Raw genomic sequence first — 22,888 nt, 5'->3', positions numbered from 1 at the left:
GTTGCTCCGATGTCCGAAATATTGCTCGAATATCATCGTAACGGCGCCTACCTGAAGGTGATCGCGGTTGACGCTGAAACCGGTGAGGAGGTCAGCGCCATGGGGCCTGCCAATGATCCGGTGTCGGTCAAAAATCTGGCGATACAGAAACTGAAAAACAAGCTTCAGACACTTAAGCCGCCGCGCACCGGATATTGGGCCTGAGGGGCTGAAAATTAGGCTTGGAATCGTGCGCGTATAGGCTATACAGGCCGCAATTTCGCGTTACCAACGCTATATATAGCGTTGCCACACCCTAACATACAGGATTATGCCCGTGACTAGTTTTGTCCCCAAAGGTTATTTCAGCAATGATCTGGCGACTGCCGATGCCGATGTTCTGGCGGCGATTACGGGCGAACTGACGCGTCAGAAGGATCAGATTGAGCTGATCGCCTCTGAAAATATCGTCTCGAAAGCCGTCCTTGAGGCGCAAGGTTCGGTGCTTACCAACAAATATGCCGAAGGCTATCCGTCACGCCGTTACTATGGCGGTTGTGAGTATGTCGATGAGGTTGAGCGTCTGGCTATTGAACGCGCCAAAAAGCTGTTTAACTGTGCCTATGCCAATGTGCAGCCGCACTCTGGGGCCAATGCCAATCAGGCGGTGTTCTTCACGCTGCTGCAACCGGGCGACACCTATATGGGCATGGATCTGGCCTGTGGCGGTCACCTGACGCACGGTTCGCCCGCCAACCAGTCGGGCAAGTGGTTCAATGTTGTTCCCTATGGTGTGCGCGAAGACAACCACCTGATCGACTATGATCAGGTCGAAGCTCTGGCCAAGGAACACAAGCCGAAGCTGATCATCGCCGGTGCCTCGAACTACAGCCGTCACATTGACTTCAAGCGTTTCCGCGAAATCGCCGACAGCGTCGGGGCCTATCTGTTTGTGGATATGGCCCACTATGCCGGTCTGGTGGCCGGTGGTCAGTATCCTGATCCGCTGCCGCACGCCCACGTGGTGACAACGACGACCCATAAAACCCTGCGTGGCCCGCGTGGCGGCCTGATCCTGTCCAACGACGAAGCACTGGGCAAGAAGATCAACTCGGCGGTATTCCCCGGCCTTCAGGGTGGGCCCCTGATGCACGTCATCGCCGGTAAGGCCGTGGCCTTCGGTGAGGCGCTTCAGCCGGAATTCAAGCAATATGCCGCTCAGGTCGTGGCCAATGCCCGTGCACTGGCCGAAACCCTGATCGAACGCGGTCTGGGGGTTGTTTCCGGCGGCACCGACAGCCACGTCCTGTCGGTTGATCTGCGCCCGAAGGGTCAGACCGGCAAGGCGACCGAAGCGGCCCTTGAGCATGCCTTCATCACCTGCAACAAGAACGGTATTCCGTTTGACCCGCAACCCTTCACCATCACCTCAGGTGTGCGTCTTGGGACGCCTGCGGGCACAACGCGTGGCTTCCGTGAAGACGAGTTCCGCACCATTGGTAATCTGATTGCCGATGTCGTGGACAGCATGGCCTCCAACTCCGGTCAGCCGGATGAAGCCGTTGTCGCAACGGTACGTGAAAAGGTAAAGGCCCTGACCGCGCGTTTCCCGATCTATAGCTAAAGGTAAAAACTGATGCGCTGCCCTTTCTGCGGACATCCTGAATCTCAGGTCAAGGATTCCCGTCCCTCCGAGGATGGGGCAGCCATTCGCCGCCGCCGTTCCTGCCCGGAATGTGCCGGACGCTTTACGACGTTTGAGCGCGTGCAACTGCGTGAGCTGATGATCGTCAAGCGCTCAGGCCGCCGCACGCCCTTTGACCGTGAAAAACTGGAACGCTCCATTGCCATCGCTACGCGCAAGCGTCCGGTGGAGCAGGAGCGCGTCGACCGCATGGTGTCGGGCATTGTCCGCCAGCTTGAGAGCCTCGGTGAGACCGATATCGGTTCCGAAGTGGTCGGCGAACTGATTATGAAAGCCTTGCGCAGCCTCGATGAGGTGGCCTATGTGCGCTATGCTTCGGTCTATCGCGACTTCCGTCAGACCTCGGATTTTGCCGATTTCCTTAGCCACGAAGGCTTCGATAATGAGACGCCGGACGGGCCGTCCCAGATCAAACGCGGCTTAGGCGAGCAGGATCTGTCGCCCACGGATGATGCATAGGCGGTGGAGGCTCTGAACCGCCCCTTTGTCACGCTGAAACTGGCGACGACGCTTGACGGACGTATTGCGACCCACACGGGCGACAGCCGCTGGATTACCGGCGAAGAGGCGCGGCGCTGCGTGCATGAATTACGCGCCAATCATGATGCGGTTCTGGTGGGTATTGAAACCGCCCTTAAGGATGATCCTGAACTGACGGTGCGTCTGGCGGGCTATGAGGGCTATCAGCCGACGCGGGTTATTCTTGATTCCAAAGGGCGTCTGCCCCTGTCTTCCAAGTTGGTGCAGACGGCACGGGTTATTCCGACCTGGGTGATTACGACCCATGATCTGGCGCCTGAAATACTGGCGGCCGGTGTGCGTCAGATCAAGGTAGCCTCTCATCACCAGCGGGCCGACCTGATGGCGGCGCTTGATGCCCTGTGGCAGAACGGTATTGAACGTCTGTTTGTTGAAGGCGGGGCGGTGGTCGCCACGGCTTTTGTCAAGGCTGACTGCGTGGATCGTCTTGAATGGTTCCGCGCCCCCTCTATCTTAGGAGGGGACGGGCGCGCTGTGTTCGGTTTTCTGGATATTGCGGCGATTGCCGATGTGTTTCGTTTCACACGTGTAGGGCTTCAGGCCGTCGGCAATGACCTGTGGGAAAGCTATGAGCGGGAAGAGTAGATGTTTACCGGCATAATCACGGATGTAGGCGAGGTCGTTTCTATTGTACGCCATTCCGGTGGCGCACGCTTTGAAGTCAAAAGCGCCTATGATCTGAGCAGCATCGATATTGGGGCGTCCATTGCCCATGCCGGGTGCTGCCTGACGGTGGTCGAAAAGGGCAATAGCCGCTATGCGGTTGAGCTGTCGCACGAGACATTATCACTCACGACGCTCGATAGCTGGAAGGTCGGCCATAGGGTTAATCTGGAACGCGCCCTGAAAATCGGTGACGAACTGGGCGGGCATGTGGTCGCCGGTCATGTGGATGGCGTGGCGGAACTTGTGTCGATTACGGTTGATGGTGACAGCCATCGCCTTAAGATACGTGCGCCGAAGCCCTTGCATCGTTATATTGCCCCCAAAGGCTCTGTGACGCTGGATGGCATATCCCTGACAGTCAACGAAGTTGAGGATGATGTGTTTGGCGTCAACATCATTCCGCATACCTGGGCCTATACGACACTGGGACAAATGCGCGAGGGCGGTAAACTAAACCTTGAGATTGATCTGATGGCGCGTTATGCCGCCAGATGGCGCGAAACGGCCTGATCCTATGCGTTCACGCATTTTGGGCGCTCCGGAGATATGAGTACTATGAGCTTTCCCCCATTGACCACCGGCGAGGTGTCGTTTGATCCCGAAAATCCCATTTCGGCGATTGAAGATATTCTTGAAGACGCGCGCAACGGACGTCCCTATATTCTGGTAGATGCCGAAGATCGTGAAAACGAAGGGGATATCTGTATTCCCGCCCAGATGGCCACGCCTGCCGTGGTCAATTTCATGGCCCGCTTCGGGCGCGGCCTGATCTGTCTGGCCCTGACGGGTGAGCGGGCCAGAACCCTGCGTCTGCCGCCGATGGCTGCGGAAAACGGGGCGCGTAACGGCACGGCCTTTACGGTGGCGATTGAGGCGAAGGAAGGCATTACGACCGGTATTTCGGCCCATGACCGTGCACACACCGTGGCTGTGGCCATTGATCCGACCAAAGGCCCCGATGATATCGTTAGCCCCGGACATGTGTTTCCGCTGGTGGCGCGTGACGGCGGCGTGCTGGTGCGCGCCGGCCATACCGAGGCGGTCGTCGATATTTCGCGCATGGCCGGACTTTATCCCTCTGGGGTTATCTGTGAGGTCATGAATGATGACGGGTCGATGGCGCGTCTGCCCGACCTCATTCAGTTCGCCCAGCTGCATGGCCTGAAGATTGGTACGATTGCCGACCTGATCGCCTATCGCCGCCGCACCGAACGCTTTGTCGATCGGGTGCTTGAGCGCAGTTTCGAGAGCCGCTGGGGCGGGACGTTCCGCCTGTTTGTCTATCGTAACCGCCTTGATAATTCTGAGCATCTGGCGCTCGTCAAGCATCAGCCGACCCCGAACAAGCCGACACTGGTGCGCATGCACCAGCTTGATATTGCTTCGGATGTCTTGGGGGCCGTCAACGGGGATCGTTCCGGACGGGTCGAAAAAGCATTGGAAAAGCTGGCGGAATATGATGGCCCTGCGGTCATGGTCATGCTGCGTGACCCTGATCCGACCGTATTGTCGGCACGGTTTTCCGTGGACGGGTCTGAGGGATCAGGCTCAAGGGGCTTGCGCGATTACGGTGTTGGTGCGCAAATCCTGCTTGATCTTGGTGTGCGGGACATGATCGCGCTCAGTGATTCCAACCCGCGTCCGGCCGCTCTTGAAGGGTATGGCCTTAAAATTATTGACTGGAAGGCTTTGGGTTAAACCATGACCATTGAAACCCCTTTGCGTGTTCTGATCGTGGAAAGCCGTTTTTATAACGACATTTCCGATGAACTTTTGTCGGGGGCCAAGGCGGCCCTTGAGGCCTATGGTGCCGACTATGATGTCGTGACGGTTGCCGGTGCTTTTGAGGTGCCCGCCGCCATTTCCATGGCCGAGGAAGCCTCGCGTCGCCCCGCAGGCCGGGCCTATGACGGCTATGTGGCGCTCGGTTGCGTTATTCGTGGTGAAACCACGCACTATGATTATGTCTGTAATGAATCGGCGCGCGGGCTGATGGATCTGTCGGTGCGTCAGCTATTGTGCATCGGCTATGGTATCCTGACGGTTGAGGATGAGGCGCAGGCCTGGGCGCGGGCGCGTCGCTCCGAAGGCGATAAGGGCGGCACGGTCGCCAAGGTGTGTCTGGATATGATTGGCCTCAAGAAGTCCCTGATGAGCGGAGGCGCACATGGCTGAGGCGCCCCAAAGTCTTCAGGCGGTTATTGAACAGCTTAATGCCGCAGACAAGAAACACTTGAGCCTCAAGGACAAGCGCGCACGCACCGTGGCGCGTCTGGTGCTGGTGCAGGCGCTGTATCAGATGGAACTGGCCGGAACCGGCGTTGAGTCTGTCATCCGCGAATTTTCGGATTTTCGCTTTGATGGCGATATCGAGGGCGAAACACTCGGGGCCGCAGATGAGGCCTTCTTTGCCGAAGGCCTGCGCAGCGTTGTTAAGGAACAAACCGAAATCGACGGTCTGATTTCCGAGCATCTGGCGTCCAACTGGCGGCTTGAGCGGGTGGATACCACGGTGCGGGCGATTTTGCGCGCCGGTACATGGGAACTGAAGTTCCGCACCGACATTGGCAAGGAAGTCGTAATCAACGAATATGTTGAAATCACCAAAGCTTTTTTTGGCGATCACGAAGCCCCCTTTGTCAACGGCGCATTGGATGCTATAGCCAAGGTTGTACGTACGTAGCCATGATCTGAATGTGTGGTTCAGGTCGGAGGATGTCGTTATGGAACCCGATCACAGCGAATTCGGTATTATAAATCAGCTCTTTAAACCTCTGGCGGGCATTAATGCCGAGGCGAGGGGGCTGATCGATGATGTCGCCGTCCTCAGTGCGCGCGAAGGGTTTGACCTTGTGGTCACCACCGATGCCATGGTTGAGGGCGTGCATTTCCTTTCGACCGATCCGCTGGATCAGGTGGCGCGCAAGCTGTTGCGGGTCAATATCTCCGATCTGGTGGCCAAGGGCGCGGCCCCTTATGGCTATCAGCTTCTGACCGCCTGGCCACGTGGGATGTCCTATGAGGCCAAGGCCCTGTTTGCCTCAGGTCTTAAGATCGATCAGGAACTGTTTGATTTTGATCTGTTTGGCGGGGATACGGTTGCCACTGACGGGCCATTATTGCTCTCCATTACCGCCTTTGGCCATGCCCCCAAGGGGCGTACCCTGTCACGTGCGGGGGTGAAAGACGGCGACCACCTGCTTGTGGCAGGAAATATCGGCGACGCGCATCTGGGCTTACGTGTTCTGAGGGGCGAATTTGATGAACTGAGTGAGGCCGATCAGGAAGAACTGGTGCGGGCCTATCGATTGCCGGAACCACGCGATGATCTGGCGGATATTGTGTTACGTCATGCCCATGCCTCGATGGATATTTCCGACGGGCTTCTGGCGGATGCGGCGCATCTGGCGAAGGCCAGCGGTGTGGATATCACTATCGATCTTAATCGGGTGCCGACCTCGCTGGCGGCCCGGGCGGCTATCCGGCTTGGGGCGTCACCGCTTGATCTGGTCAGCGGCGGTGACGACTATCAGATATTGTGCAGCGCCAACACCAAGGGGGCCGAAGTTCTGCGCGCGGCAGGATTTACCGATATCGGCGCTTGCGTAAAATCCGAGACGCCTGTGGTACGGCTTTATTCGGATAACCGGCTGGTGGACACCGATGTCATGGGTTTTGTTCACCCCCTTTAGAGCTTTTCAACCATTAAGGTCTAAGCTTGCGGCATGAGCCGATTTATAGACCGCCGTGCCCTGATGATGGCTTTCGTTGCCCTGTGTCCCTTAGGGGCGCATGCCGCAGCCCCTCCGAAGAAAGAGGGCGCGGGCAACAAAAAATATGTACGCCTTGCCCCCGTCGCCTTGCCGGTCGTTTTTGACAGGCGGGTCGTCAACTATGTGTTTGTCAGCATTGATGTACATCTGACGCCCAAGGCTGATCAGATGAAAATAACCACGCAGGAACCCATGTTGCGTGATGCGCTGATACGCGCGGCGCATCGTCATTCTTTTGCAACGCGGGAAAAGCGTGACCGGATCGACGAAGCCTTGTTTGAACCGGTGATGATCGGTGAATTCAGCCGTATTACCGGTAAAGGCACGATTAAATCCGTTGAAATCACGATGCAGAACCCGCAACGCCGCCAGCAATAGGTGTTTCCGTTTGCGGGTTTATTGCTGCAATGCAGTAATAAATGATCTCAATTTCCACTGATTATTATTTAAATTCCACGACTTGCGCCACTGCATAAGTTTTGGCACTCTCGCGCACCGGTCACGGAGCGTAATGGGGCGACTCATAAACTCTGTGCGGCTAGTAAGTCCTGAGTTTTAACGGTGATCTCTATCGATTTTTGCCCGAAAGACTTCAGAAAAAGTATGTGTTGCGTGTTCAGGCCTTTCGAAAGCGGGATGACCTTCATAGAAATAACCATCCTGTTTTGAGTGTTACACAAAAAAGTATGGTGGCAATCGAATGTCACCGCATACATACAGGGGTTTAGAATGTCCAATCAGTTATCGCTGGTCATTGTGGCCGGTTTGATCGGTTTGCTCTATGGCGTTTTTCAGACATTTCGTCTGCTGAAACAGCCTCAGGGCAGCGACCGGATGCGTGAAATTGCCGCCGCCATTCAGGAAGGCGCTGCGGCCTATCTCAAGCGGCAATATACGACCATCGCCATTGTGGGGGTGGTCATTTTTGTATTGGCGTGGGTGTTCCTGGGCCGTTATGCGGCCTTTGGCTTCCTGATCGGCGCGGTACTGTCCGGTGCGGCGGGCTATGCGGGAATGCTCATTTCCGTCCGCGCCAATGTCAGAACCGCCGAGGCAGCCTCAAAAAGCCTTGCGGGCGGGTTGAACCTCGCCTTTTCCGCCGGTGCGATAACGGGGCTGTTTGTCGCTTCGGGCGCATTACTGGGCGTGGCGGGCTATTACGCCGTTCTGACGGAGGGACTTGGGTTTGATACCTCAAGCCGTACCGTGGTCGATGCGCTGGTGGCGCTGGGCTTCGGGGCATCGCTTATTTCGATCTTCGCGCGTCTGGGCGGCGGTATCTTCACCAAGGGCGCCGATGTCGGCGGCGATATGGTCGGTAAGGTCGAGGCCGGTATCCCCGAAGATGACCCCCGTAACCCCGCTACCATCGCCGATAATGTCGGTGATAACGTCGGTGACTGCGCGGGCATGGCGGCGGATCTGTTTGAAACCTATGCCGTGACGATTGTGGCAACCATTGTTCTGGCGACCATCTTCTTTGCGACGTCTGATGCCTTGCAGCCTCTGGTGCTGTTGCCTCTGGCTATTGGGGGGGGCTGTATCCTGACCTCTATCGCGGGGACATTCTTTGTGCGTCTGGGTAAATCTCAGAACATCATGGGGGCCTTGTATAAGGGCCTGATTGCCACGGGAATTTTATCCATCGCAGCACTGGCGGCGGTGATCCATTATCTGCCCGGACTGGGCTTTGATCGGGTCATCGAATATACGGCGGGCGGCGCAGCCCACAGCTTTACCGGCCTGCACCTGTTTTACTGCGGACTGATCGGGCTAGCGGTGACGGCGGGCTTTGTCGTGGTGACCGAATATTATACGGCCACGGGCAAGCGGCCTGTGGTGTCGATTGCGCAGGCCTCCGTCACCGGTCATGGCACCAATGTTATTCAGGGGCTGGCGGTATCGATGGAATCGACAGCGGTTCCGGCGCTGATTATCGTCGGCGGGATTATTTCCTGTTATCTCATGGCAGGGCTGTTCGGGATTGCCATTGCGACCACCACCATGCTGGCGCTGGCGGGCATGATTGTGGCGCTTGATGCCTTCGGGCCGGTCACCGACAATGCCGGTGGTATCGCGGAAATGGCAGGACTTGATAAGGAAGTGCGCCATACGACCGATGCGCTCGATGCGGTGGGTAACACCACCAAGGCGGTCACCAAGGGCTATGCCATCGGATCGGCAGGACTTGGGGCGCTGGTGCTGTTTGCCGCCTATACCTCCGATCTTGGCTATTTCGCGGCCAATGCCGAACCGGGCAGTATCTTTGAAGGGCTGGGGGAACTGACCTTCTCACTGTCTTCGCCGTGGGTCGTCGTAGGGCTGCTGATCGGGGGCTTGCTGCCTTATCTGTTTGGCGGCATGGGCATGACGGCGGTGGGCCGCGCCGCGCAGGCCGTCGTTGAGGAGGTCAGGCGTCAGTTCCGCGAGGACAAGGGCATCATGGCGGGCACCTCAAAGCCTGACTATGGTCGTGCCGTGGACATGCTGACCAAGGCGGCGATCCGCGAAATGATTATTCCGTCATTGTTACCGGTATTATCTCCGCTGGTGCTGTTCGGGGTGGTTTACTGGATTGGTGGCGCGGTGCCGGCGTTTGAAGCGTTGGGCGCTATGTTGCTTGGGGTGATCGTCACTGGTTTGTTCGTGGCTATTTCGATGACCTCGGGCGGCGGTGCCTGGGATAATGCCAAGAAGTCCTTTGAAGACGGTTTTGTCGATAAGGACGGCGTCAGGCACCTTAAAGGGTCTGAGGCGCATAAGGCTTCGGTGACCGGTGATACGGTCGGTGATCCCTATAAGGACACGGCGGGGCCTGCGGTCAATCCGATGATCAAGATCACCAATATTGTGGCGTTGTTGTTGCTGGCGGTGCTGGCACATGGTTGAGCCACACTGGTGGTCTGCAAATAATCATCTTCCTGCGAGACGCTGCTCACGTACTTAAGCGCGGCGTTTCTCGGAAGCTAATCATTTTCGCCACACCATTGTGGCTCAACGAAACAGCCTCCGGAGTATTCCGGAGGCTGTTTTCTATTTTAGCCAGTTTTCGATATCCTTGATGGCGCGGAGGCTCATCAGGCGTTTTTTAGCGCGGCCGCGATCCTTGGGCGGGATTTTCTTGCCGTCTTCGTCGACCTTGGGGGCCTCAAGCGGCGGCAGCAGACCGTAATTGATGTTCATAGGCTGGAAAGAAGACTTTTCATCCGCCAGATGACCGCCGGTGATGTGACCCACCAGCGCGCCCAGTGCCGTGGTTTCCGGCGGGGCCTCAAGCGTTTCACCCTTGGCTTCAGCCGCCGCGAAACGACCCGCCAGAAGCCCCATAGCCGAACTTTCGACATAGCCTTCGACGCCGGTAATCTGACCGGCGAAACGCAAGGCAGGCAGGGATTTCAAACGTAAGCTTCGATCCAGAACCTTCGGCGACTGGATAAAGGTGTTGCGGTGCAGGCCCCCCAGACGGGCGAACTGGGCGTTTTCAAGGCCCGGTATCATGCGGAAGACATCGGTTTGTGCGCCGTGCTTCAGCTTGGTCTGGAAGCCGACCATATTATACAGGGTGCCCAGCGCATTATCCTGACGCAACTGGATGATGGCGTGGGGTTTGACCGTCGGGTTGTTCGGATCGGTCAGGCCGACCGGCTTCATTGGACCAAAACGCAGGGTTTCGCGCCCGCGTTCGGCCATGACCTCGATCGGCAGGCAGCCATCAAAATAGGGGACGTTTTCCCATTCCTTGAACTCAGCCTTGGGGCCATCGAGCAGGGCATCGATAAAGGCTTCGTACTGGGCCTTATCCATCGGGCAATTGATATAGGCCGCCGTTTCACCTGACGGGCCTTCCTTATCGTAGCGCGATTGCTTCCAGGCGATGTCCATATTGATCGAGTCAAAATGAACAATCGGTGCGATAGCGTCAAAGAAGCTCAGGTGGTCGTGGCCGGTGAGGGCGGCGATCTCTGCCGACAGGGCATCGGAGGTCAGCGGGCCGGTGGCGCAGATGACGCTATGCCATTCGCCGCGCTCGATCTTACCCTTAAGGTCGGTGACTTCTTCGCGCGTGATGGTTACCAGCGGGTGGGCCTCAAGCCTTTGGGTCACGGCTTGTGAAAAGCCGTCACGGTCAACGGCTAAGGCCCCGCCCGCGGGTACCTGATGGGCATCGGCGCAGGCCATGATCAGCGAATTGGCCTTGCGCATCTCCGCGTGCAGAAGACCAACGGCGTTATATTCCCAGTCGTCGGAACGGAAAGAGTTGGAGCAGACCAGTTCCGCCAGACCATCCGTATGATGCGCGTCGGTGCCACGCACGCCACGCATCTCATGAAGAATAACCGGCACGTCCGCCTGAGCCAGTTGCCAGGCGGCTTCGGAGCCTGCAAGGCCGCCGCCAATAATATGTACAGGGTTTGTCATGCGCCACCTCATAGCCTTTGGAGGTGAGGGGGGCAATAATCAAAAGCAGACGCGCATCTTTATCCAAAAACCGTTTCACACTTTTTGGGATGCGCTTTACAAGCGAAAACGGTTGTACAAATACAGGCAATGAGTGTCACTATGCAGTCTGCGGCTACGGGGCTTTGGGGGAAGATGAGTTTCGCAAAATCGTTTAATCTGTGGCAGGCGCTGAAAGCCTCGGTGGCCTTCGTGCCTAAGGCATGGGGGCAGGCCTGGCTGGCGCTTGTGGTTCTGTTTGCCCTCGTGGTTGCCGGACAGACGGCTTTTGTTGCGGCGGGCGGTGTCTGGGGGCAGAGAGCCATCATTCTGGCCGTGCTGGTCTTTCAGTTTGTCGTCACTGGCGCGCTCTATCGTATCGCTCTGTTTGGCCGTTATGCCAGAACCGAAGGGCTGGGATTTGGCGGTGTGCAATTCGCCAAACCTGAGTTGCGACTGATCGGGGCGGGGATTCTGGTCAGCCTGTTCTGGCTGATGGTGTTTGTCATGCTCTGTGTGGTGCTGGCGCTGTTCCTCAGTGCAGCGGGGCTTGCGGAGCGGGCAGGCTCGCTTGAGGGGCTGATGCGTGAGTTTGTCACCGGTCCCCAGCCACAGGGCGCTATTCTGCTGATGACCGTCGTTGTTATCATGTTTGTGTTGATCACCCTGTCAATCAAGCTATGGCTGCATCAGGCGGCGACCATTGGTGAGCGTCAGGTGGTGTCGCTCAATGCCTTAAGCCTGTCTTCGGGCCAGACGCTAAAACTGTTTGCCGGTTATTTTCTGCTGACCCTGCCGTTTGTGCTCATTGGCGCGGTCGTACCGGCCACATGGGGACAGGTCAGCGTCTGGTTCAATCTGGCGCTGGGGATCGGCCTGTTCTGGCCGCTGACGGTGGGTTTTTTCGCTTCGGCCTATCAGCAGATCGTTGCCCTTCGGACAGACGCCGCAGACTAACCGCCGATGATATGCAGCAGGTCGCGACCATTGCGGGGCTGTGCCGGACGGGCATTGCTGCCTATCAGGCGCTGATAGACGTCAATCTGTTCAGGGCTGATGCTCAAAGGCGAGGCCGCGACAAGCCATGTCACTTCTTCGGTGCAGGGCGGGGCGGTCAATGACCCCGCATAGGCGTAAAATTCCTCGGTCGCTGGCATCAGGTCGCGGGCATTGAGGAGTACGTCCGGAATGGCCACCGGTGCCCCCGGATCGGTGGGCAGGAACGTCCAGATGGGGGCCAGCATCGGGTCGGCTACGCCAATATCGGACATAACTGAGACGATCAGGGTCTGGCCCTTATCGTTTTCATGCACGAATTGGGTCTCAAGCGCTGCCCGATGACCATTGATGATGTGTTCGGACGGTGTGCGGAAATGGAAGCTTTTGAGCTTGTAGCTGATCTTGTCCATCACCAGTGCGCCGCCGTTTGACGGGCTTACCTGAATGAAGCGTCCGGTGTTCTGGATAGTGGCGGTTGAAGACAGATAATCCAGCGTCAGCTCGGCGACCTTTGCCGGTGGAAAGCCGGTCAGATCAATCGGCGACTGACGTTTTCCCTGACCGCAGGTGACCGAATCGCCGCCGAGGCGCGCCCAGTGTTCGGGGCCGTTGTCACCTGAGTAACTCCAGTCATCCAGTCTGGGGCCAGCGGGGGCGGTGCCTTGGGCCTCTGTGGCCTTAGGCGCATCGGGCTTGCTACAGGCGGTAAGGGCCAGCAGACAGACAGCGGTGGCCATAAGGGCAGGGCGCATGGAGAATTTCCGACTCAGGTAAGGGTTCCTGACCAGTAATGCCGCAACAGGGTTAATGAGGCGTTAGAGGCGGACGGTTTGCCCCCTCCGCCTCGACAAGCTCGGCACCTCCCCCGTTCGCGTAGCTCACAGGGGAGGATAAAGAGATCACGCTTCGGCGTTCGCGGTTTCACCTCTGGGCAATTGGGTGCAGGGCTCTAGGCCCTGCCGGTCGCGGTGGCGGGCGAGGATGTCCTTAAGGTATTTGCCCGTCCATGACGCGGGGTTATTCGCCACCTGTTCCGGTGTGCCGAAAGCGACGATTTCACCGCCACCGTCACCGCCTTCGGGGCCAAAATCGAGTATCCAGTCCGCCGTCTTGATGACATCGAGATTGTGCTCGATGACCACGACTGTATTGCCGTTGTCCGCCAGTTCATCAAGTACCTCAAGCAGCTTACGCGTATCTTCGAAATGCAGGCCGGTGGTCGGTTCATCGAGGATATAAAGCGTCTTACCGGTCGCGCGTTTGGACAGTTCCTTGGACAGCTTGACGCGCTGGGCTTCACCGCCGGACAGGGTCGTCGCCTGTTGGCCGATCTTGATATAACCAAGGCCCACCCGTTGCAGGGTTTTCAGCTTGTCGCGGATCGTCGGCACGGCCTTGAAGGCCTCGGCCCCTTCGTCCACGGTCATATCCAGCACATCGGCGATGGAATGGCCCTTGAAGGAAATATCCAGCGTCTCACGGTTATAGCGCTTGCCCTTACAGACATCGCAGGTGACATAAACATCCGGCAGAAAGTGCATCTCGATCTTGATCAGGCCATCGCCGGTACAGGCTTCGCAGCGCCCGCCCTTGACGTTGAAGCTGAAACGACCGGGGCCATAGCCGCGCGCCTTGGATTCCGGCAAGCCTGCATACCAGTCACGGATCGGGCCGAAAGCACCGGTATAGGTGGCGGGGTTGGAGCGCGGGGTGCGGCCAATCGGCGACTGATCGATTTCCACGACCTTATCGAAATGCTCAAGGCCTTCAATGCGGTCGTGCGGGGCCGGATTGGCGGAGGCATTGTTCAGGCGACGCGCCGCCGCCTTGTGCAGGGTTTCGAGGGTAAAGGACGACTTGCCGCCGCCTGATACGCCAGTGATACAGGTAAAGACGCCGACGGGAATCTCACCCGTCACGTTTTTCAGGTTGTTACCGCGCGCGCCAATCACCTTGAGCATCTTCTTTTTGTTGATCGGGCGACGATCCGGTACGGCGATTTCACGCTTTCCGGTAAGGTATTGACCGGTAAGAGAGTTCGGGTTGGTCTTGATGTCTTCGGGCGTGCCTTCGGCGACGACCTGTCCACCGTGCACACCGGCGGCCGGGCCCATATCGATGACATAATCCGCCGTCAGAATCGCGTCTTCGTCATGTTCAACCACAAGTACGGAGTTGCCAAGGTCACGCAGGCCCTTGAGGCTTTCCAGCAGGCGGTCATTGTCGCGCTGATGCAAGCCGATGGAGGGTTCATCAAGCACATAAAGCACGCCGGTCAAACCCGAACCGATCTGTGACGCCAGACGAATACGCTGTGATTCACCGCCGCTAAGGGTGCCGGAATTGCGCGACAGATTAAGGTAATCCAGACCCACCGCATTGAGGAAGCTCAGGCGATCAAGAATTTCCTTGAGGATGCGCCGCGCAATATCCATCTGCTTTTCGCTTAAGTGGTTTTCCAGATCGGCGAACCATTCGTGAGCGTGACGGATCGACAGTTGCGAGATTTCGGCAATGTCGCGCGCCGTGACCTTGACGGCCAGTGCTTCGGGCTTCAGGCGTTTGCCGCCGCAGGCCTCACACGGGGTTTCGGCCTGATAACGGCTCAGGTCTTCGCGCGCCCATGAGGAATCGGTTTCGCGCCAGCGGCGTTCCATATTGGGGATGACGCCTTCAAAGGGTTTGGAGACGTCATAGCGGCGTGAGCCGTCCTCATACACGAACTTGATCTTTTCGGAGCCGGAACCGTACAGGATCACCGCCTGCACACCGTCGGGCAGGGTGTCCCACTTGGTGCTGACATCAAAACCGTAATGCACCCCAAGGCTTTGCAGGGTCTGGGCATAGAGGGGGGATGAGCCTTTCGACCAGGGCGCAATGGCTCCGTCTTTTAGAGTGCGTGACGGGTCAGGCACCACAAGGTTTTTATCGAAGCTGAGCTTGACCCCCAGACCGTCACAGGTCGGACAGGCACCAAACGGATTATTGAACGAAAACAGGCGCGGTTCGATCTCGGCAATGGTAAAGCCCGAAACCGGACAGGCGAATTTTTCCGAAAAGATAATGCGCTTAGGCTCGTCTTCACCTTCGGCCTTGTCGGCAAATTCGGCCACCGCCAGACCGTCGGCCAGACGCAAGGCCGTTTCGAGCGAGTCGGCCAGACGCTGCATTAACCCGTCTTTGATGACCACGCGATCAACCACCACGTCGATGTCATGCTTGTATTTTTTATCCAGCTTCGGAGCGTCTTCGATGGCGTAATATTCACCGTTTATCTTCAGACGCTGAAAGCCCTGACGCTGAAGATCGGCAATTTCCTTGCGGTATTCACCCTTACGGCCACGCACAAAGGGGGCCAGCAGGAGGATACGTGTGCCTTCGGGCAGGGCCACCAGCTTATCGACCATCTGGGAAATGGTCTGGCTTTCAATGGGCAGGCCGGTGGCAGGCGAATAGGGGACGCCGACCCGTGCCCACAGAAGGCGCATATAGTCGTGGATCTCGGTGACCGTGCCGACGGTTGAGCGCGGGTTTTTCGAAGTCGTCTTCTGCTCAATCGAAATGGCAGGCGACAGGCCTTCGATCAGGTCAACATCAGGCTTGGACATCAGCTCAAGGAACTGACGCGCATAGGCCGACAGGGATTCCACATAGCGGCGCTGACCTTCGGCATAGATGGTGTCAAAGGCCAGAGACGACTTACCCGACCCTGAAAGGCCGGTCAGCACCACCAGTTGCCCACGCGGAATATCGACATCAACCCCTTTGAGGTTATGTTCACGCGCCCCTCTGATTTTGATGAAATCCTGTGATGGCCCCTTGAAACTGCTATGCGGGGCGTCGTGCGTGGCCATGTCTGATCCGAAATCCTGATTACTTAAAGCCCTATATAGAAGCTTATACGGCATCTAAAAAGTGTCAGCAGAGCGGAAAAGTTTTCCATATGTTTTGTATAGCAAAAAAATACCCCGACGCGCGGGCATCGGGGCAGTTACAGGAGGTTGGGTAAAATCTTTATCGCGTCAGGCGGATATTGGTCAGGGACGCACCGGCTGAGGCTTCGACCTGACCGCTGGCTTCGGGATCAAGCCGCCATTTGGTCTGATTGAGCGTCAGTTGCCATGACACCAGCGTCATATGGTGGCTGCTCATCTGAGATTTGGAATTATAGGTGACGCGGCGGCTGGGCAGCCAGATCAGGCCGTTCATTTCGTTGGAGCGGGCGTCATTAAGAATGAAGTCCGAAGTACCAAGGCCCGGCTTTTCGAAGATCAGTATATTCTTGTAGGTGCCTGATGACGGCGCTTTGAGGTTAAGTGCCACATCCGAATTGAACTGGATTTTCGACTGGTCGGCAAAATAGAAGGTCACACCATCGCCGGTCCAGTTGCCGCCATTGACGTTCCAGCCGCCATTTTGAATAACATAGAGGCCGGGGTTCAGCTTAATGTTGGGGCCGCCATTGAAATTCGTCCAGCCGCAATAGGTGCCCGGATTGAGGGTCTGGGTGCCACCATTGATATTCAGATTGCTATGTTGGCAGCTTCCGGCATTTACGGTCGGCAGCTTACCGGCATAGGGGTCGGGATGCGCATCGCATTTCAGTTCAACATTTTTCAGCCCGCGATGATTATCGAGCACGGTAGAACTGGCGACGCAGATTTTCTTGAAATCGAGCTTGATGCCCGAATTGAAAACCGCGGCTTCGCGAGCTGTTGAACGAACATGAATCTCACATTCAGGTGCCACAATATCAGGGCCTGAGTTGACGCGCAGAGTCTGAGAGCCATTCGGATCAAGCACATAGACGCACGGGCCTGCGGTCTTGCCCTTTACCGGCGTGCCCTGAGCGGTCGCGGTGACACTTAAGGGGATGGACTTAATCCCCAATAGGTTCAGGATCGTCGTCGGTGACTCAAATGACGCATTGCCGGTCAGGCTGTTTTCTCCGGGGGTATAGCGGGGGGTTATGCCACTGATATTATCCGGCAGATTGGTCTGGAATACCTTTGCCGCCTCGGTCTGACGGTTCGCTTCGGGGTGACGCAAGCCGGTTAAAACCGAGGCGTCCATCGCATCCTGAAGCTTGCTTTTAAGATTAACCGCCGAATAGTAATCGAGCGCACCGCCCGCAAGCCCCAGAAGTGACATGGCAGATATGCCGAAAATAATGGCAACATTGCCCTTATCGGATGCTTGAAAACGCTGGATTATACGGGGCAGACGCAGACGCATGTGTGGTATCCGGATAAGGTTGATGCATATCAATTATCCGAACGTCATGAAAAACCGGTTAAGCCCTATGGTTATAAATAAATTAAAAATTCTTAATAGGCATCAGGCCTTGTAGCCGCCAGTTAGCGAATGCGACTTCGCTGTTTTCGGCGTGGCGGCTGGGCCATAGCCTGTGGCGGTGCGGCCCTTTTCCCCCATGTCTTCGGCAATGGCCAGTAATATGCCTTCGGAGATGGTTTTAGCGGCCTCAACGGCCTGGGCATGGCGAGCGGATATATCCATGAAGGTTTCGGTCGCGGCCTTGAGGGCGGCCTTGTTTTCCGCGCTGATGTCGGCCAGCAGGGACGGATTGTTCTTAAGACGCAGGGTTTCCTGACGATAATGCGACGACAGGGTGCGGGTATCTTCGACCGAGCCTGCCAGTTCCTGCGGTTTGTGCGCCTCAAGAAGGTCGATTTCAATTCGCAAGCGTTCGCTCAGGCGCTGCGTCAGCAGAATAAGATGTTCGGCGCGTTCATTGGCGGAAGACATGCTTAAGACTCCTGAAGGGCTAAGAGCTGCTTTTGTACCTGATCGGCGATGCCTATGCCGCCGGAACGTACCATCTGCTGGGCGATGGCATCGATATAGAACGAGCGGAACATTTCCTCGCCATTGCCGCCACCGAACATACCGTCTGTCTCGAGGCCTTCAAACATCGGACGCAGCATATTCGACAGCACCATGGTTTCAAACTCAGTGCCGGTCTGTCTGGCCCCTTTGCGTTGCAACTGGGAGGCCTGAAGGTTCAGTGAGGTGTCGGCGGTTACGGGGCTTGAGTAGCTCATATTACATCACCTCTATGTCGGCCTGAAGCGCACCGGCGGCCTTAAGGGTTTGCAGGATCGAGATCATGTCGCGTGGTGACACTTCAAGCGCGTTCAGACCCGCCACCAGATCGGACAGCGCGACCGTGTCATCCAGTATATGCAGTTTGCGCCCGCGCTCTTCTTCGACAGAGACCTGACTGTCGGGGACAATCGCCGTCTGCCCCTGTGAGAAGGGGCCGGGCTGACTGACAAAGGGTTGTTCGTTAATACTGACCGTCAGATTACCCTGCGCAATGGCGACGCGGGAAACGCGGACATTACCGGTAATGGCGATGACGCCATTGACCTCGTCAATCACCACCTTGGCAGGCGTATCAACCTGTATCGGCAGGGCTTCAATTTGCGACACAAAGCCAGACATCGAGGTGTTGGCCGGTGCGCGAATGGCCACAATGGTCGGGTTTTCCGCATAGGCTGTGCCGGGGAAGCGGCCATTAATGGCCGCTGCGATGCGCTGGGCGGTGGTGAAGTCGGGATTTTTTAAGGTCAGGCGCACAATCGGCAGGGCATCAAGCTGAAAGCCAAGCTCGCGTTCGATGACACCGCCCGAAGCAATGCGACCGGCCGTCGGCACGCCCTTGATGATGCTGGAACCTGAGGCCCCACCGGCTGAGATGGCACCGGTCTGAACCGTGCCTTGCGCCACTGCATAGGCTTCGCCATCGGCCCCGAGCAGCGGGGTCACCAGAAGCGTGCCGCCCAGAAGGCTTTTGGAATCGCCCATGGCTGATACGGTCACATCAATGCGTGACCCCGGCGCAGCGAAGGGCGGCAGTTCCGCCGTAATCATGACGGCGGCGGCATTTTTGGTATTCAGATTGGCGTCGCGGATATTGACGCCCATGCGCTCCATCATGCCCTCAAGGCTTTGTTTGAGCATAGGCGAGTTACGGACTGTGTCACCTGTGCCGTTCAGGCCGACGACAATGCCATATCCGATCAGCTGGTTTTTACGCACGCCCTCGACGTCGACAATATCCTTAATGCGTGAGGCCGCCTGCGCCTGATAAACAGGCGTCAGCATCAGCAGGGCAGACAAAAGGGCGGCTATAAAGCGCATGTCGGGTTTCCGTTCGGACGTTAACCATAATGGTGCGCTAAGGGTATGCAGGGAGTGTGCCACAGAAAAATGTTCATTTTCCTAAATAAAATCAGTGGAAAAATTAGTTAATGTGCCTGGGGGTGGGTGGCTGTGCCGGGTATCGGATTCCCATGGGAAGAAAATGCCGGGCGTTAACCGCTGATCAAGTATGTTGTGGCATTCTTAATCTATTCCGCGCGACAAAACCTGCGCATTAAACGCCAGAATGGCCCTGTTACCCGCTATGTCATCCATATATGGGGCATCCATGTCGCTTAAAATAAACGGCCTGACAGGAGCCGGCGTTGCATCGTCGGCTTCCGGCACGGCTAAGGCTTCCGGTAATTTTTCTCTTAAAGGCGCAGCGAGCGCCCGAAGCGCTTCGGCACCGTCTGCGGCCTCAGCTGCTATGAGTCTGGGGGGCATTGACGCTATTCTGGCCTTGCAGGGCGAAGATGATGTACTTCAGGGGCGCAAACGCCGTCAGGTGCGCCGCGCCGGTGATATTCTCGACAAGCTTGAGGAGTTGAAAATCTCGCTTCTCGGGGGCGTGATCAATGACCACGCGCTGATCACCTTGCAGAAAATGATCGAGGCAGAACGTGAAGAGGTTGATGATGCCCGCCTTCAGGGGGTGCTGAATGAGATCGAGACTCGCGCCTATGTAGAGCTTGCAAAGCGCAAGTTAATGTAATCTATCTTTTCTGAACGGTTGGTTTTTCACAAAATCTTGATTGTACGCCTTTGATTCACGGGCTATAAGCCGCGCGAAACCTCATGGCCTGTTTCTTGCTGAGTATGTGGCAAAAACGGCATGAACACATATAATGCGGGGCGTGGTAATTGAGATGAGTGCTGACGACATTTCCAAGCCGGTGGATACCTATCGTCCGGCAGACGACGAAGACTATATGAACGAGCGTCAGCTCGCCTATTTCCGTAAAAAGCTGCTGACTTGGAAAAACGAGATTCTCGCCGGTTCGAAAGAGACGGTTTCCGTGATGCAGAAGGAGACGGAAAATCATCCGGATCTGGTGGATCGGGCGTCTTCGGAATCGGATCGGGCGCTGGAGCTGCGCACCCGTGACCGCCAGCGCAAGCTGATCTCCAAAATTGACGAAGCCATTTCGCGCATTGACGACGGTTCTTATGGTTTCTGCGAAGAAACCGGTGAGCCGATCGGTCTGGGTCGTCTTGAGGCGCGACCGACCGCTACCTTGTCGATCGAAGCCCAGGAGCGTCACGAGCGTTCCGAGCGCGTCCATCGCGACGACTGAGGCAGGGCCTCAGGCTCTGCACCCGTAACAAAGATCAGGTCAGGGTGGATGATGCCGCGCATCAGAAACCAGACCTTTTCTCTTTTAGTCATTGGGCGTATGGAGAGCACCTCTGTGCGCCTTTTTCTTTTCTGGACTTGTACCCATGACCGTTAAGGTTCGTTTCGCCCCTTCGCCCACCGGCCGTATCCATGCCGGTAATGTCCGTGCCGCCCTGATCAACTGGTTGTATGCGAAGAAGCATCAGGGCGTGTTCGTCCTGCGGATCGACGATACCGACCTTGAGCGCTCAACGCAGGAAAACGAAGATCTGATCGAAACCGACCTGAAGTGGCTCGGTCTTGAGTGGGGAGAACGCTATAACCAGTCAAAGCGGTTTGACCTGTATCAGAAGGCGGCCGACACGCTGAAGGCGGCAGGGCGTTTGTACCCCTGTTATGAAACGGCGGATGAACTGGATCGTCGCCGCAAGGTGCAGCTGTCGCGCGGCCTGCCGCCGGTCTATGACCGCGCCGCGCTGAACCTGACCGATGCTGAAAAAGCCGCCTTTGAAGCCGAAGGCCGCAAACCCCATTGGCGCTTCAAGCTTGAGGGCAAGCGCGTCGCCTGGGAAGACCTTGTGCGAGGTCATTGCGAAGTCGATACGACGTCGATGTCCGATCCTGTACTCATCCGCGAAGATGGCGCATTCCTCTATACCCTGCCGTCGGTGGTTGATGATCTGGATATGAAGATCACGCACGTCATTCGCGGCGAAGATCACGTCGCCAATACCGGCACTCAGCTTGAGATTTTTGAAGCGCTGTCGGATTTCTTTGGTGCCGCCAACCTGCCGACCTTTGCGCACATGACGCTTCTGGTTGGCGCGGACGGGGAGGGGCTTTCCAAGCGTCTGGGGTCTTTGTCGATTTCGGAAATGCGCGCACAGGGCTATGAGCCGCTGGCGGTGACCTCGCATCTGGCGAAGATCGGCACTTCTGATCCGGTGGAGCCTTCGGAATCGCTTGAGGCTCTGGCGGCCTTGCAGGATTTCAGCAAGATGGGCCGCGCACCGGCGCGTTATGACCTTGAGGAACTGTTGCGTGTAAATGCTGGCATTTTGCAAGCCATGGCCTATGCGGAGGCGAAACCACGCCTTGGGGCGGTAAACGCTGATCTGGGTGAACTGTTCTGGGACACGGTGAAGCCGAACCTCAGCCTGTTTAAGGATGTGGCCGAATGGGCCAATATCGTCAGCGGTGAGATTGCGCCGGTGATTGAGGATGCTGAGTTTGCCGCAAAGGCGCTTGAGTTGCTGCCCACTGACTATGGCCGCGACAGCTGGAGCGCGTGGACAGGCGCCATCAAGGACGCGACAGGGGCCAAGGGCAAATCCCTGTTCATGCCCCTGCGTCTGGCCCTGACCGGAAAGCCGCATGGGCCGGATATGGGCGCCATAAGCTTCCTGATCGGGCGTGAAAAGATCGCTGCGCGTCTCAAGGGGTAAAGCGTTGACCTCCCTCCTGCCGTGCGGGAGGGAGATAACAAAGACCTAAAGCATCTTGCGCGTGTCGATGCTTTCGTCGTGGCAGCTCATTTCTGAAACCGCATCGAGAATCTGTTCGACCGTCTCCACGCTCATATAGGTGTGCCGGAAAGCCTCAGGCGTGAAGCCTTTTTCTATGGTGTGGTTGACCAGCGCGAAGAAATCTTCCCAGAAGCCGTTGCTGTTAAGGAAGATGATCGGCTTTTTATGCAGATCGAGACGACGCCAGCTTAACAGTTCGATCACTTCCTCAAGCGTACCGACCCCGCCCGGCAGCACGACAAAGGCGTCAGCTTCGTCAAACAGACGCATCTTGCGTTCGTGCATAGTCTGAACGACTACGGTTTCCACATCATCATAAAGCCGTTCGCGGCTGCGCAGAAATTCCGGCATGATGCCGATAACGCGCCCGCCGTTTTCATGCGCCCCGCGCGCACATTCGCCCATCAGGCCGACACCACCGCCGCCATAGACAAGCCGCAAACCGTTTTCAGCAAAGGTCTTACCTAGCGTATAGGCCTCAATCTTGAAACGCGGTTCCACATTATCGGATGAGCCGCAATAGACGCAGATGGAGCGGATCGGGCGTTGGGCTGAACAGGGGGACGGCAGGATGCCGGGAGGAATCTGAACGGGTTTGGAGCCTGTGTCGGCCATGTAAAATCTATCCTGAATATATGCGGCGTCCGTAGAAAACGGCGATAGTATCATCACCTTGATTCTATGGACATTATAACGTCCATAAGCTTATATGGCTTTGGTTGCAAAAATTTGAAGGGGTAATTTACCCCGCCTATGGCCC

At 56.9% G+C, this 22,888-nt stretch carries 23 protein-coding genes; 15 read left to right on the top strand and 8 right to left on the bottom strand.

Annotation, left to right across the window (positions count from 1 at the left end; translation table 11 throughout):
- Positions 1–9 precede the first annotated feature (9 nt).
- The 11 genes from E5201_RS08010 (at position 10) to E5201_RS07960 (ending at position 9,552) form a co-directional block, all read left to right on the top strand.
- Positions 10–204 carry a DUF6898 family protein gene (locus tag E5201_RS08010; protein WP_140985522.1) on the top strand — a complete coding sequence of 65 codons (195 nt, stop codon included), beginning with the start codon at positions 10–12 and terminating at the stop codon, positions 202–204.
- A 106-nt stretch (positions 205–310) separates the two neighbouring features.
- Positions 311–1,603: a serine hydroxymethyltransferase gene (gene glyA, locus E5201_RS08005; RefSeq protein ID WP_246050494.1), complete on the top strand. Its 1,293-nt coding sequence runs from the start codon at positions 311–313 to the stop codon at positions 1,601–1,603.
- A gap of 12 nt (positions 1,604–1,615) precedes the next feature.
- Positions 1,616–2,143: a transcriptional regulator NrdR gene (gene nrdR / locus E5201_RS08000; protein ID WP_140985520.1), complete on the top strand. Its 528-nt coding sequence runs from the start codon at positions 1,616–1,618 to the stop codon at positions 2,141–2,143.
- A gap of 3 nt (positions 2,144–2,146) precedes the next feature.
- Entirely contained in the window at positions 2,147–2,809 is a 663-nt protein-coding gene (locus tag E5201_RS07995) for a RibD family protein (protein WP_246050492.1), read from the top strand.
- The gene (locus tag E5201_RS07990) at positions 2,810–3,400 is read left to right on the top strand and encodes a riboflavin synthase (protein WP_140985519.1); all 591 of its coding nucleotides are present in this window, start codon (positions 2,810–2,812) and stop codon (positions 3,398–3,400) included.
- 45 nt (positions 3,401–3,445) lie between these two features.
- Positions 3,446–4,588, top strand: a complete 1,143-nt coding sequence (gene ribB / locus E5201_RS07985; RefSeq protein WP_140985518.1) for a 3,4-dihydroxy-2-butanone-4-phosphate synthase — start codon at positions 3,446–3,448, stop codon at positions 4,586–4,588.
- A 3-nt stretch (positions 4,589–4,591) separates the two neighbouring features.
- Entirely contained in the window at positions 4,592–5,065 is a 474-nt protein-coding gene (locus E5201_RS07980; protein WP_140985517.1) for a 6,7-dimethyl-8-ribityllumazine synthase, read from the top strand.
- Complete coding sequence (nusB, locus tag E5201_RS07975) at positions 5,058–5,573, top strand: transcription antitermination factor NusB (RefSeq protein ID WP_140985516.1); 516 nt, start codon at positions 5,058–5,060, stop codon at positions 5,571–5,573. The genes E5201_RS07980 and nusB overlap by 8 nt, the downstream gene beginning before the upstream one ends.
- 40 nt (positions 5,574–5,613) lie before the next feature.
- Positions 5,614–6,582 (top strand): thiamine-phosphate kinase, encoded by a 969-nt coding sequence (thiL, locus tag E5201_RS07970; protein ID WP_140985515.1) that lies wholly within the window; start codon positions 5,614–5,616, stop codon positions 6,580–6,582.
- A gap of 33 nt (positions 6,583–6,615) precedes the next feature.
- Positions 6,616–7,041, top strand: coding sequence for a hypothetical protein (locus E5201_RS07965; RefSeq protein WP_140985514.1), 426 nt, complete (start codon positions 6,616–6,618; stop codon positions 7,039–7,041).
- A gap of 351 nt (positions 7,042–7,392) precedes the next feature.
- Positions 7,393–9,552 (top strand): sodium-translocating pyrophosphatase, encoded by a 2,160-nt coding sequence (locus tag E5201_RS07960; RefSeq protein WP_140985513.1) that lies wholly within the window; start codon positions 7,393–7,395, stop codon positions 9,550–9,552.
- A 144-nt stretch (positions 9,553–9,696) separates the two neighbouring features.
- On the opposite strand, the gene trmFO is transcribed toward E5201_RS07960, so the two are convergent.
- Complete coding sequence (gene trmFO / locus E5201_RS07955) at positions 9,697–11,094, bottom strand: methylenetetrahydrofolate--tRNA-(uracil(54)-C(5))-methyltransferase (FADH(2)-oxidizing) TrmFO (RefSeq protein ID WP_140985512.1); 1,398 nt, start codon at positions 11,092–11,094, stop codon at positions 9,697–9,699.
- A gap of 129 nt (positions 11,095–11,223) precedes the next feature.
- Here trmFO and E5201_RS07950 point away from each other — a divergent pair, with 129 nt between their 5' ends.
- Positions 11,224–12,057 carry a hypothetical protein gene (locus tag E5201_RS07950; protein WP_219993578.1) on the top strand — a complete coding sequence of 278 codons (834 nt, stop codon included), beginning with the start codon at positions 11,224–11,226 and terminating at the stop codon, positions 12,055–12,057.
- On the opposite strand, the gene E5201_RS07945 is transcribed toward E5201_RS07950, so the two are convergent.
- The 6 genes from E5201_RS07945 to E5201_RS07920 form a co-directional block, all read right to left on the bottom strand.
- Positions 12,054–12,851: a carbonic anhydrase gene (locus tag E5201_RS07945; RefSeq protein ID WP_140985510.1), complete on the bottom strand. Its 798-nt coding sequence runs from the start codon at positions 12,849–12,851 to the stop codon at positions 12,054–12,056. The two genes, E5201_RS07950 and E5201_RS07945, sit on opposite strands and share 4 nt — an antisense overlap.
- 147 nt (positions 12,852–12,998) lie before the next feature.
- The gene (gene uvrA, locus E5201_RS07940; RefSeq protein ID WP_140985509.1) at positions 12,999–15,953 is read right to left on the bottom strand and encodes an excinuclease ABC subunit UvrA; all 2,955 of its coding nucleotides are present in this window, start codon (positions 15,951–15,953) and stop codon (positions 12,999–13,001) included.
- Between the two features lie 160 nt (positions 15,954–16,113).
- Complete coding sequence (locus tag E5201_RS07935) at positions 16,114–17,334, bottom strand: TadE/TadG family type IV pilus assembly protein (RefSeq protein ID WP_246050489.1); 1,221 nt, start codon at positions 17,332–17,334, stop codon at positions 16,114–16,116.
- Between the two features lie 102 nt (positions 17,335–17,436).
- A complete protein-coding gene (locus E5201_RS07930) occupies positions 17,437–17,865 on the bottom strand; it encodes a flagellar basal-body protein FlbY (protein WP_140985508.1) in 429 nt (142 codons plus the stop codon).
- 2 nt (positions 17,866–17,867) lie between these two features.
- Positions 17,868–18,161 carry a rod-binding protein gene (locus tag E5201_RS07925; protein WP_140985507.1) on the bottom strand — a complete coding sequence of 98 codons (294 nt, stop codon included), beginning with the start codon at positions 18,159–18,161 and terminating at the stop codon, positions 17,868–17,870.
- 1 nt (position 18,162) lies between these two features.
- Complete coding sequence (locus E5201_RS07920) at positions 18,163–19,263, bottom strand: flagellar basal body P-ring protein FlgI (RefSeq protein ID WP_140985506.1); 1,101 nt, start codon at positions 19,261–19,263, stop codon at positions 18,163–18,165.
- A gap of 289 nt (positions 19,264–19,552) precedes the next feature.
- Between E5201_RS07920 and E5201_RS14775 the strand changes: the two genes are divergently transcribed.
- The 3 genes from E5201_RS14775 to gltX all read left to right on the top strand — a co-directional run bounded on the left by E5201_RS14775 (position 19,553) and on the right by gltX (position 22,047).
- Complete coding sequence (locus E5201_RS14775; RefSeq protein WP_181404567.1) at positions 19,553–19,978, top strand: flagellar assembly protein FliX; 426 nt, start codon at positions 19,553–19,555, stop codon at positions 19,976–19,978.
- A gap of 154 nt (positions 19,979–20,132) precedes the next feature.
- Complete coding sequence (gene dksA / locus E5201_RS07905; RefSeq protein ID WP_140986087.1) at positions 20,133–20,561, top strand: RNA polymerase-binding protein DksA; 429 nt, start codon at positions 20,133–20,135, stop codon at positions 20,559–20,561.
- Positions 20,562–20,706: 145 nt separating this feature from the next.
- The gene (gltX, locus tag E5201_RS07900) at positions 20,707–22,047 is read left to right on the top strand and encodes a glutamate--tRNA ligase (RefSeq protein ID WP_140985503.1); all 1,341 of its coding nucleotides are present in this window, start codon (positions 20,707–20,709) and stop codon (positions 22,045–22,047) included.
- 45 nt (positions 22,048–22,092) lie between these two features.
- Here the strand turns inward: gltX and E5201_RS07895 are convergent, their stop codons facing one another.
- A complete protein-coding gene (locus tag E5201_RS07895) occupies positions 22,093–22,743 on the bottom strand; it encodes an LOG family protein (RefSeq protein WP_140985502.1) in 651 nt (216 codons plus the stop codon).
- Positions 22,744–22,888: the final 145 nt, after the last annotated feature.

Source organism: Asticcacaulis tiandongensis (assembly GCF_006475605.1).
Lineage (GTDB): Bacteria > Pseudomonadota > Alphaproteobacteria > Caulobacterales > Caulobacteraceae > Asticcacaulis > Asticcacaulis tiandongensis.
The sequence above is the reverse complement of the archived record's forward strand: the minus strand, read 5'-3'. Positions and strand labels throughout refer to the sequence as shown.

What these genes read in the sequence shown, in the direction of transcription:
- E5201_RS07965 (WP_140985514.1), top strand. Translation starts at nt 6,616, where the DNA reads ATGAGCCGATTTATAGACCGCCGTGCCCTGATGATGGCTTTCGTTGCC.
- ribB (WP_140985518.1), top strand. Translation starts at nt 3,446, where the DNA reads ATGAGCTTTCCCCCATTGACCACCGGCGAGGTGTCGTTTGATCCCGAA.
- E5201_RS14775 (WP_181404567.1), top strand. Translation starts at nt 19,553, where the DNA reads ATGTCGCTTAAAATAAACGGCCTGACAGGAGCCGGCGTTGCATCGTCG.
- E5201_RS07930 (WP_140985508.1), bottom strand. Translation starts at nt 17,865, where the DNA reads ATGTCTTCCGCCAATGAACGCGCCGAACATCTTATTCTGCTGACGCAG.
- thiL (WP_140985515.1), top strand. Translation starts at nt 5,614, where the DNA reads ATGGAACCCGATCACAGCGAATTCGGTATTATAAATCAGCTCTTTAAA.
- E5201_RS07945 (WP_140985510.1), bottom strand. Translation starts at nt 12,851, where the DNA reads ATGCGCCCTGCCCTTATGGCCACCGCTGTCTGTCTGCTGGCCCTTACC.
- E5201_RS07895 (WP_140985502.1), bottom strand. Translation starts at nt 22,743, where the DNA reads ATGGCCGACACAGGCTCCAAACCCGTTCAGATTCCTCCCGGCATCCTG.
- dksA (WP_140986087.1), top strand. Translation starts at nt 20,133, where the DNA reads ATGAGTGCTGACGACATTTCCAAGCCGGTGGATACCTATCGTCCGGCA.
- trmFO (WP_140985512.1), bottom strand. Translation starts at nt 11,094, where the DNA reads ATGAGGTGGCGCATGACAAACCCTGTACATATTATTGGCGGCGGCCTT.
- E5201_RS07990 (WP_140985519.1), top strand. Translation starts at nt 2,810, where the DNA reads ATGTTTACCGGCATAATCACGGATGTAGGCGAGGTCGTTTCTATTGTA.
- nrdR (WP_140985520.1), top strand. Translation starts at nt 1,616, where the DNA reads ATGCGCTGCCCTTTCTGCGGACATCCTGAATCTCAGGTCAAGGATTCC.
- E5201_RS07925 (WP_140985507.1), bottom strand. Translation starts at nt 18,161, where the DNA reads ATGAGCTACTCAAGCCCCGTAACCGCCGACACCTCACTGAACCTTCAG.
- E5201_RS07960 (WP_140985513.1), top strand. Translation starts at nt 7,393, where the DNA reads ATGTCCAATCAGTTATCGCTGGTCATTGTGGCCGGTTTGATCGGTTTG.
- E5201_RS07920 (WP_140985506.1), bottom strand. Translation starts at nt 19,263, where the DNA reads ATGCGCTTTATAGCCGCCCTTTTGTCTGCCCTGCTGATGCTGACGCCT.
- nusB (WP_140985516.1), top strand. Translation starts at nt 5,058, where the DNA reads ATGGCTGAGGCGCCCCAAAGTCTTCAGGCGGTTATTGAACAGCTTAAT.
- uvrA (WP_140985509.1), bottom strand. Translation starts at nt 15,953, where the DNA reads ATGGCCACGCACGACGCCCCGCATAGCAGTTTCAAGGGGCCATCACAG.
- E5201_RS08010 (WP_140985522.1), top strand. Translation starts at nt 10, where the DNA reads ATGTCCGAAATATTGCTCGAATATCATCGTAACGGCGCCTACCTGAAG.
- E5201_RS07935 (WP_246050489.1), bottom strand. Translation starts at nt 17,334, where the DNA reads ATGCGTCTGCGTCTGCCCCGTATAATCCAGCGTTTTCAAGCATCCGAT.
- E5201_RS07980 (WP_140985517.1), top strand. Translation starts at nt 4,592, where the DNA reads ATGACCATTGAAACCCCTTTGCGTGTTCTGATCGTGGAAAGCCGTTTT.
- E5201_RS07950 (WP_219993578.1), top strand. Translation starts at nt 11,224, where the DNA reads ATGCAGTCTGCGGCTACGGGGCTTTGGGGGAAGATGAGTTTCGCAAAA.
- gltX (WP_140985503.1), top strand. Translation starts at nt 20,707, where the DNA reads ATGACCGTTAAGGTTCGTTTCGCCCCTTCGCCCACCGGCCGTATCCAT.
- glyA (WP_246050494.1), top strand. Translation starts at nt 311, where the DNA reads ATGCCCGTGACTAGTTTTGTCCCCAAAGGTTATTTCAGCAATGATCTG.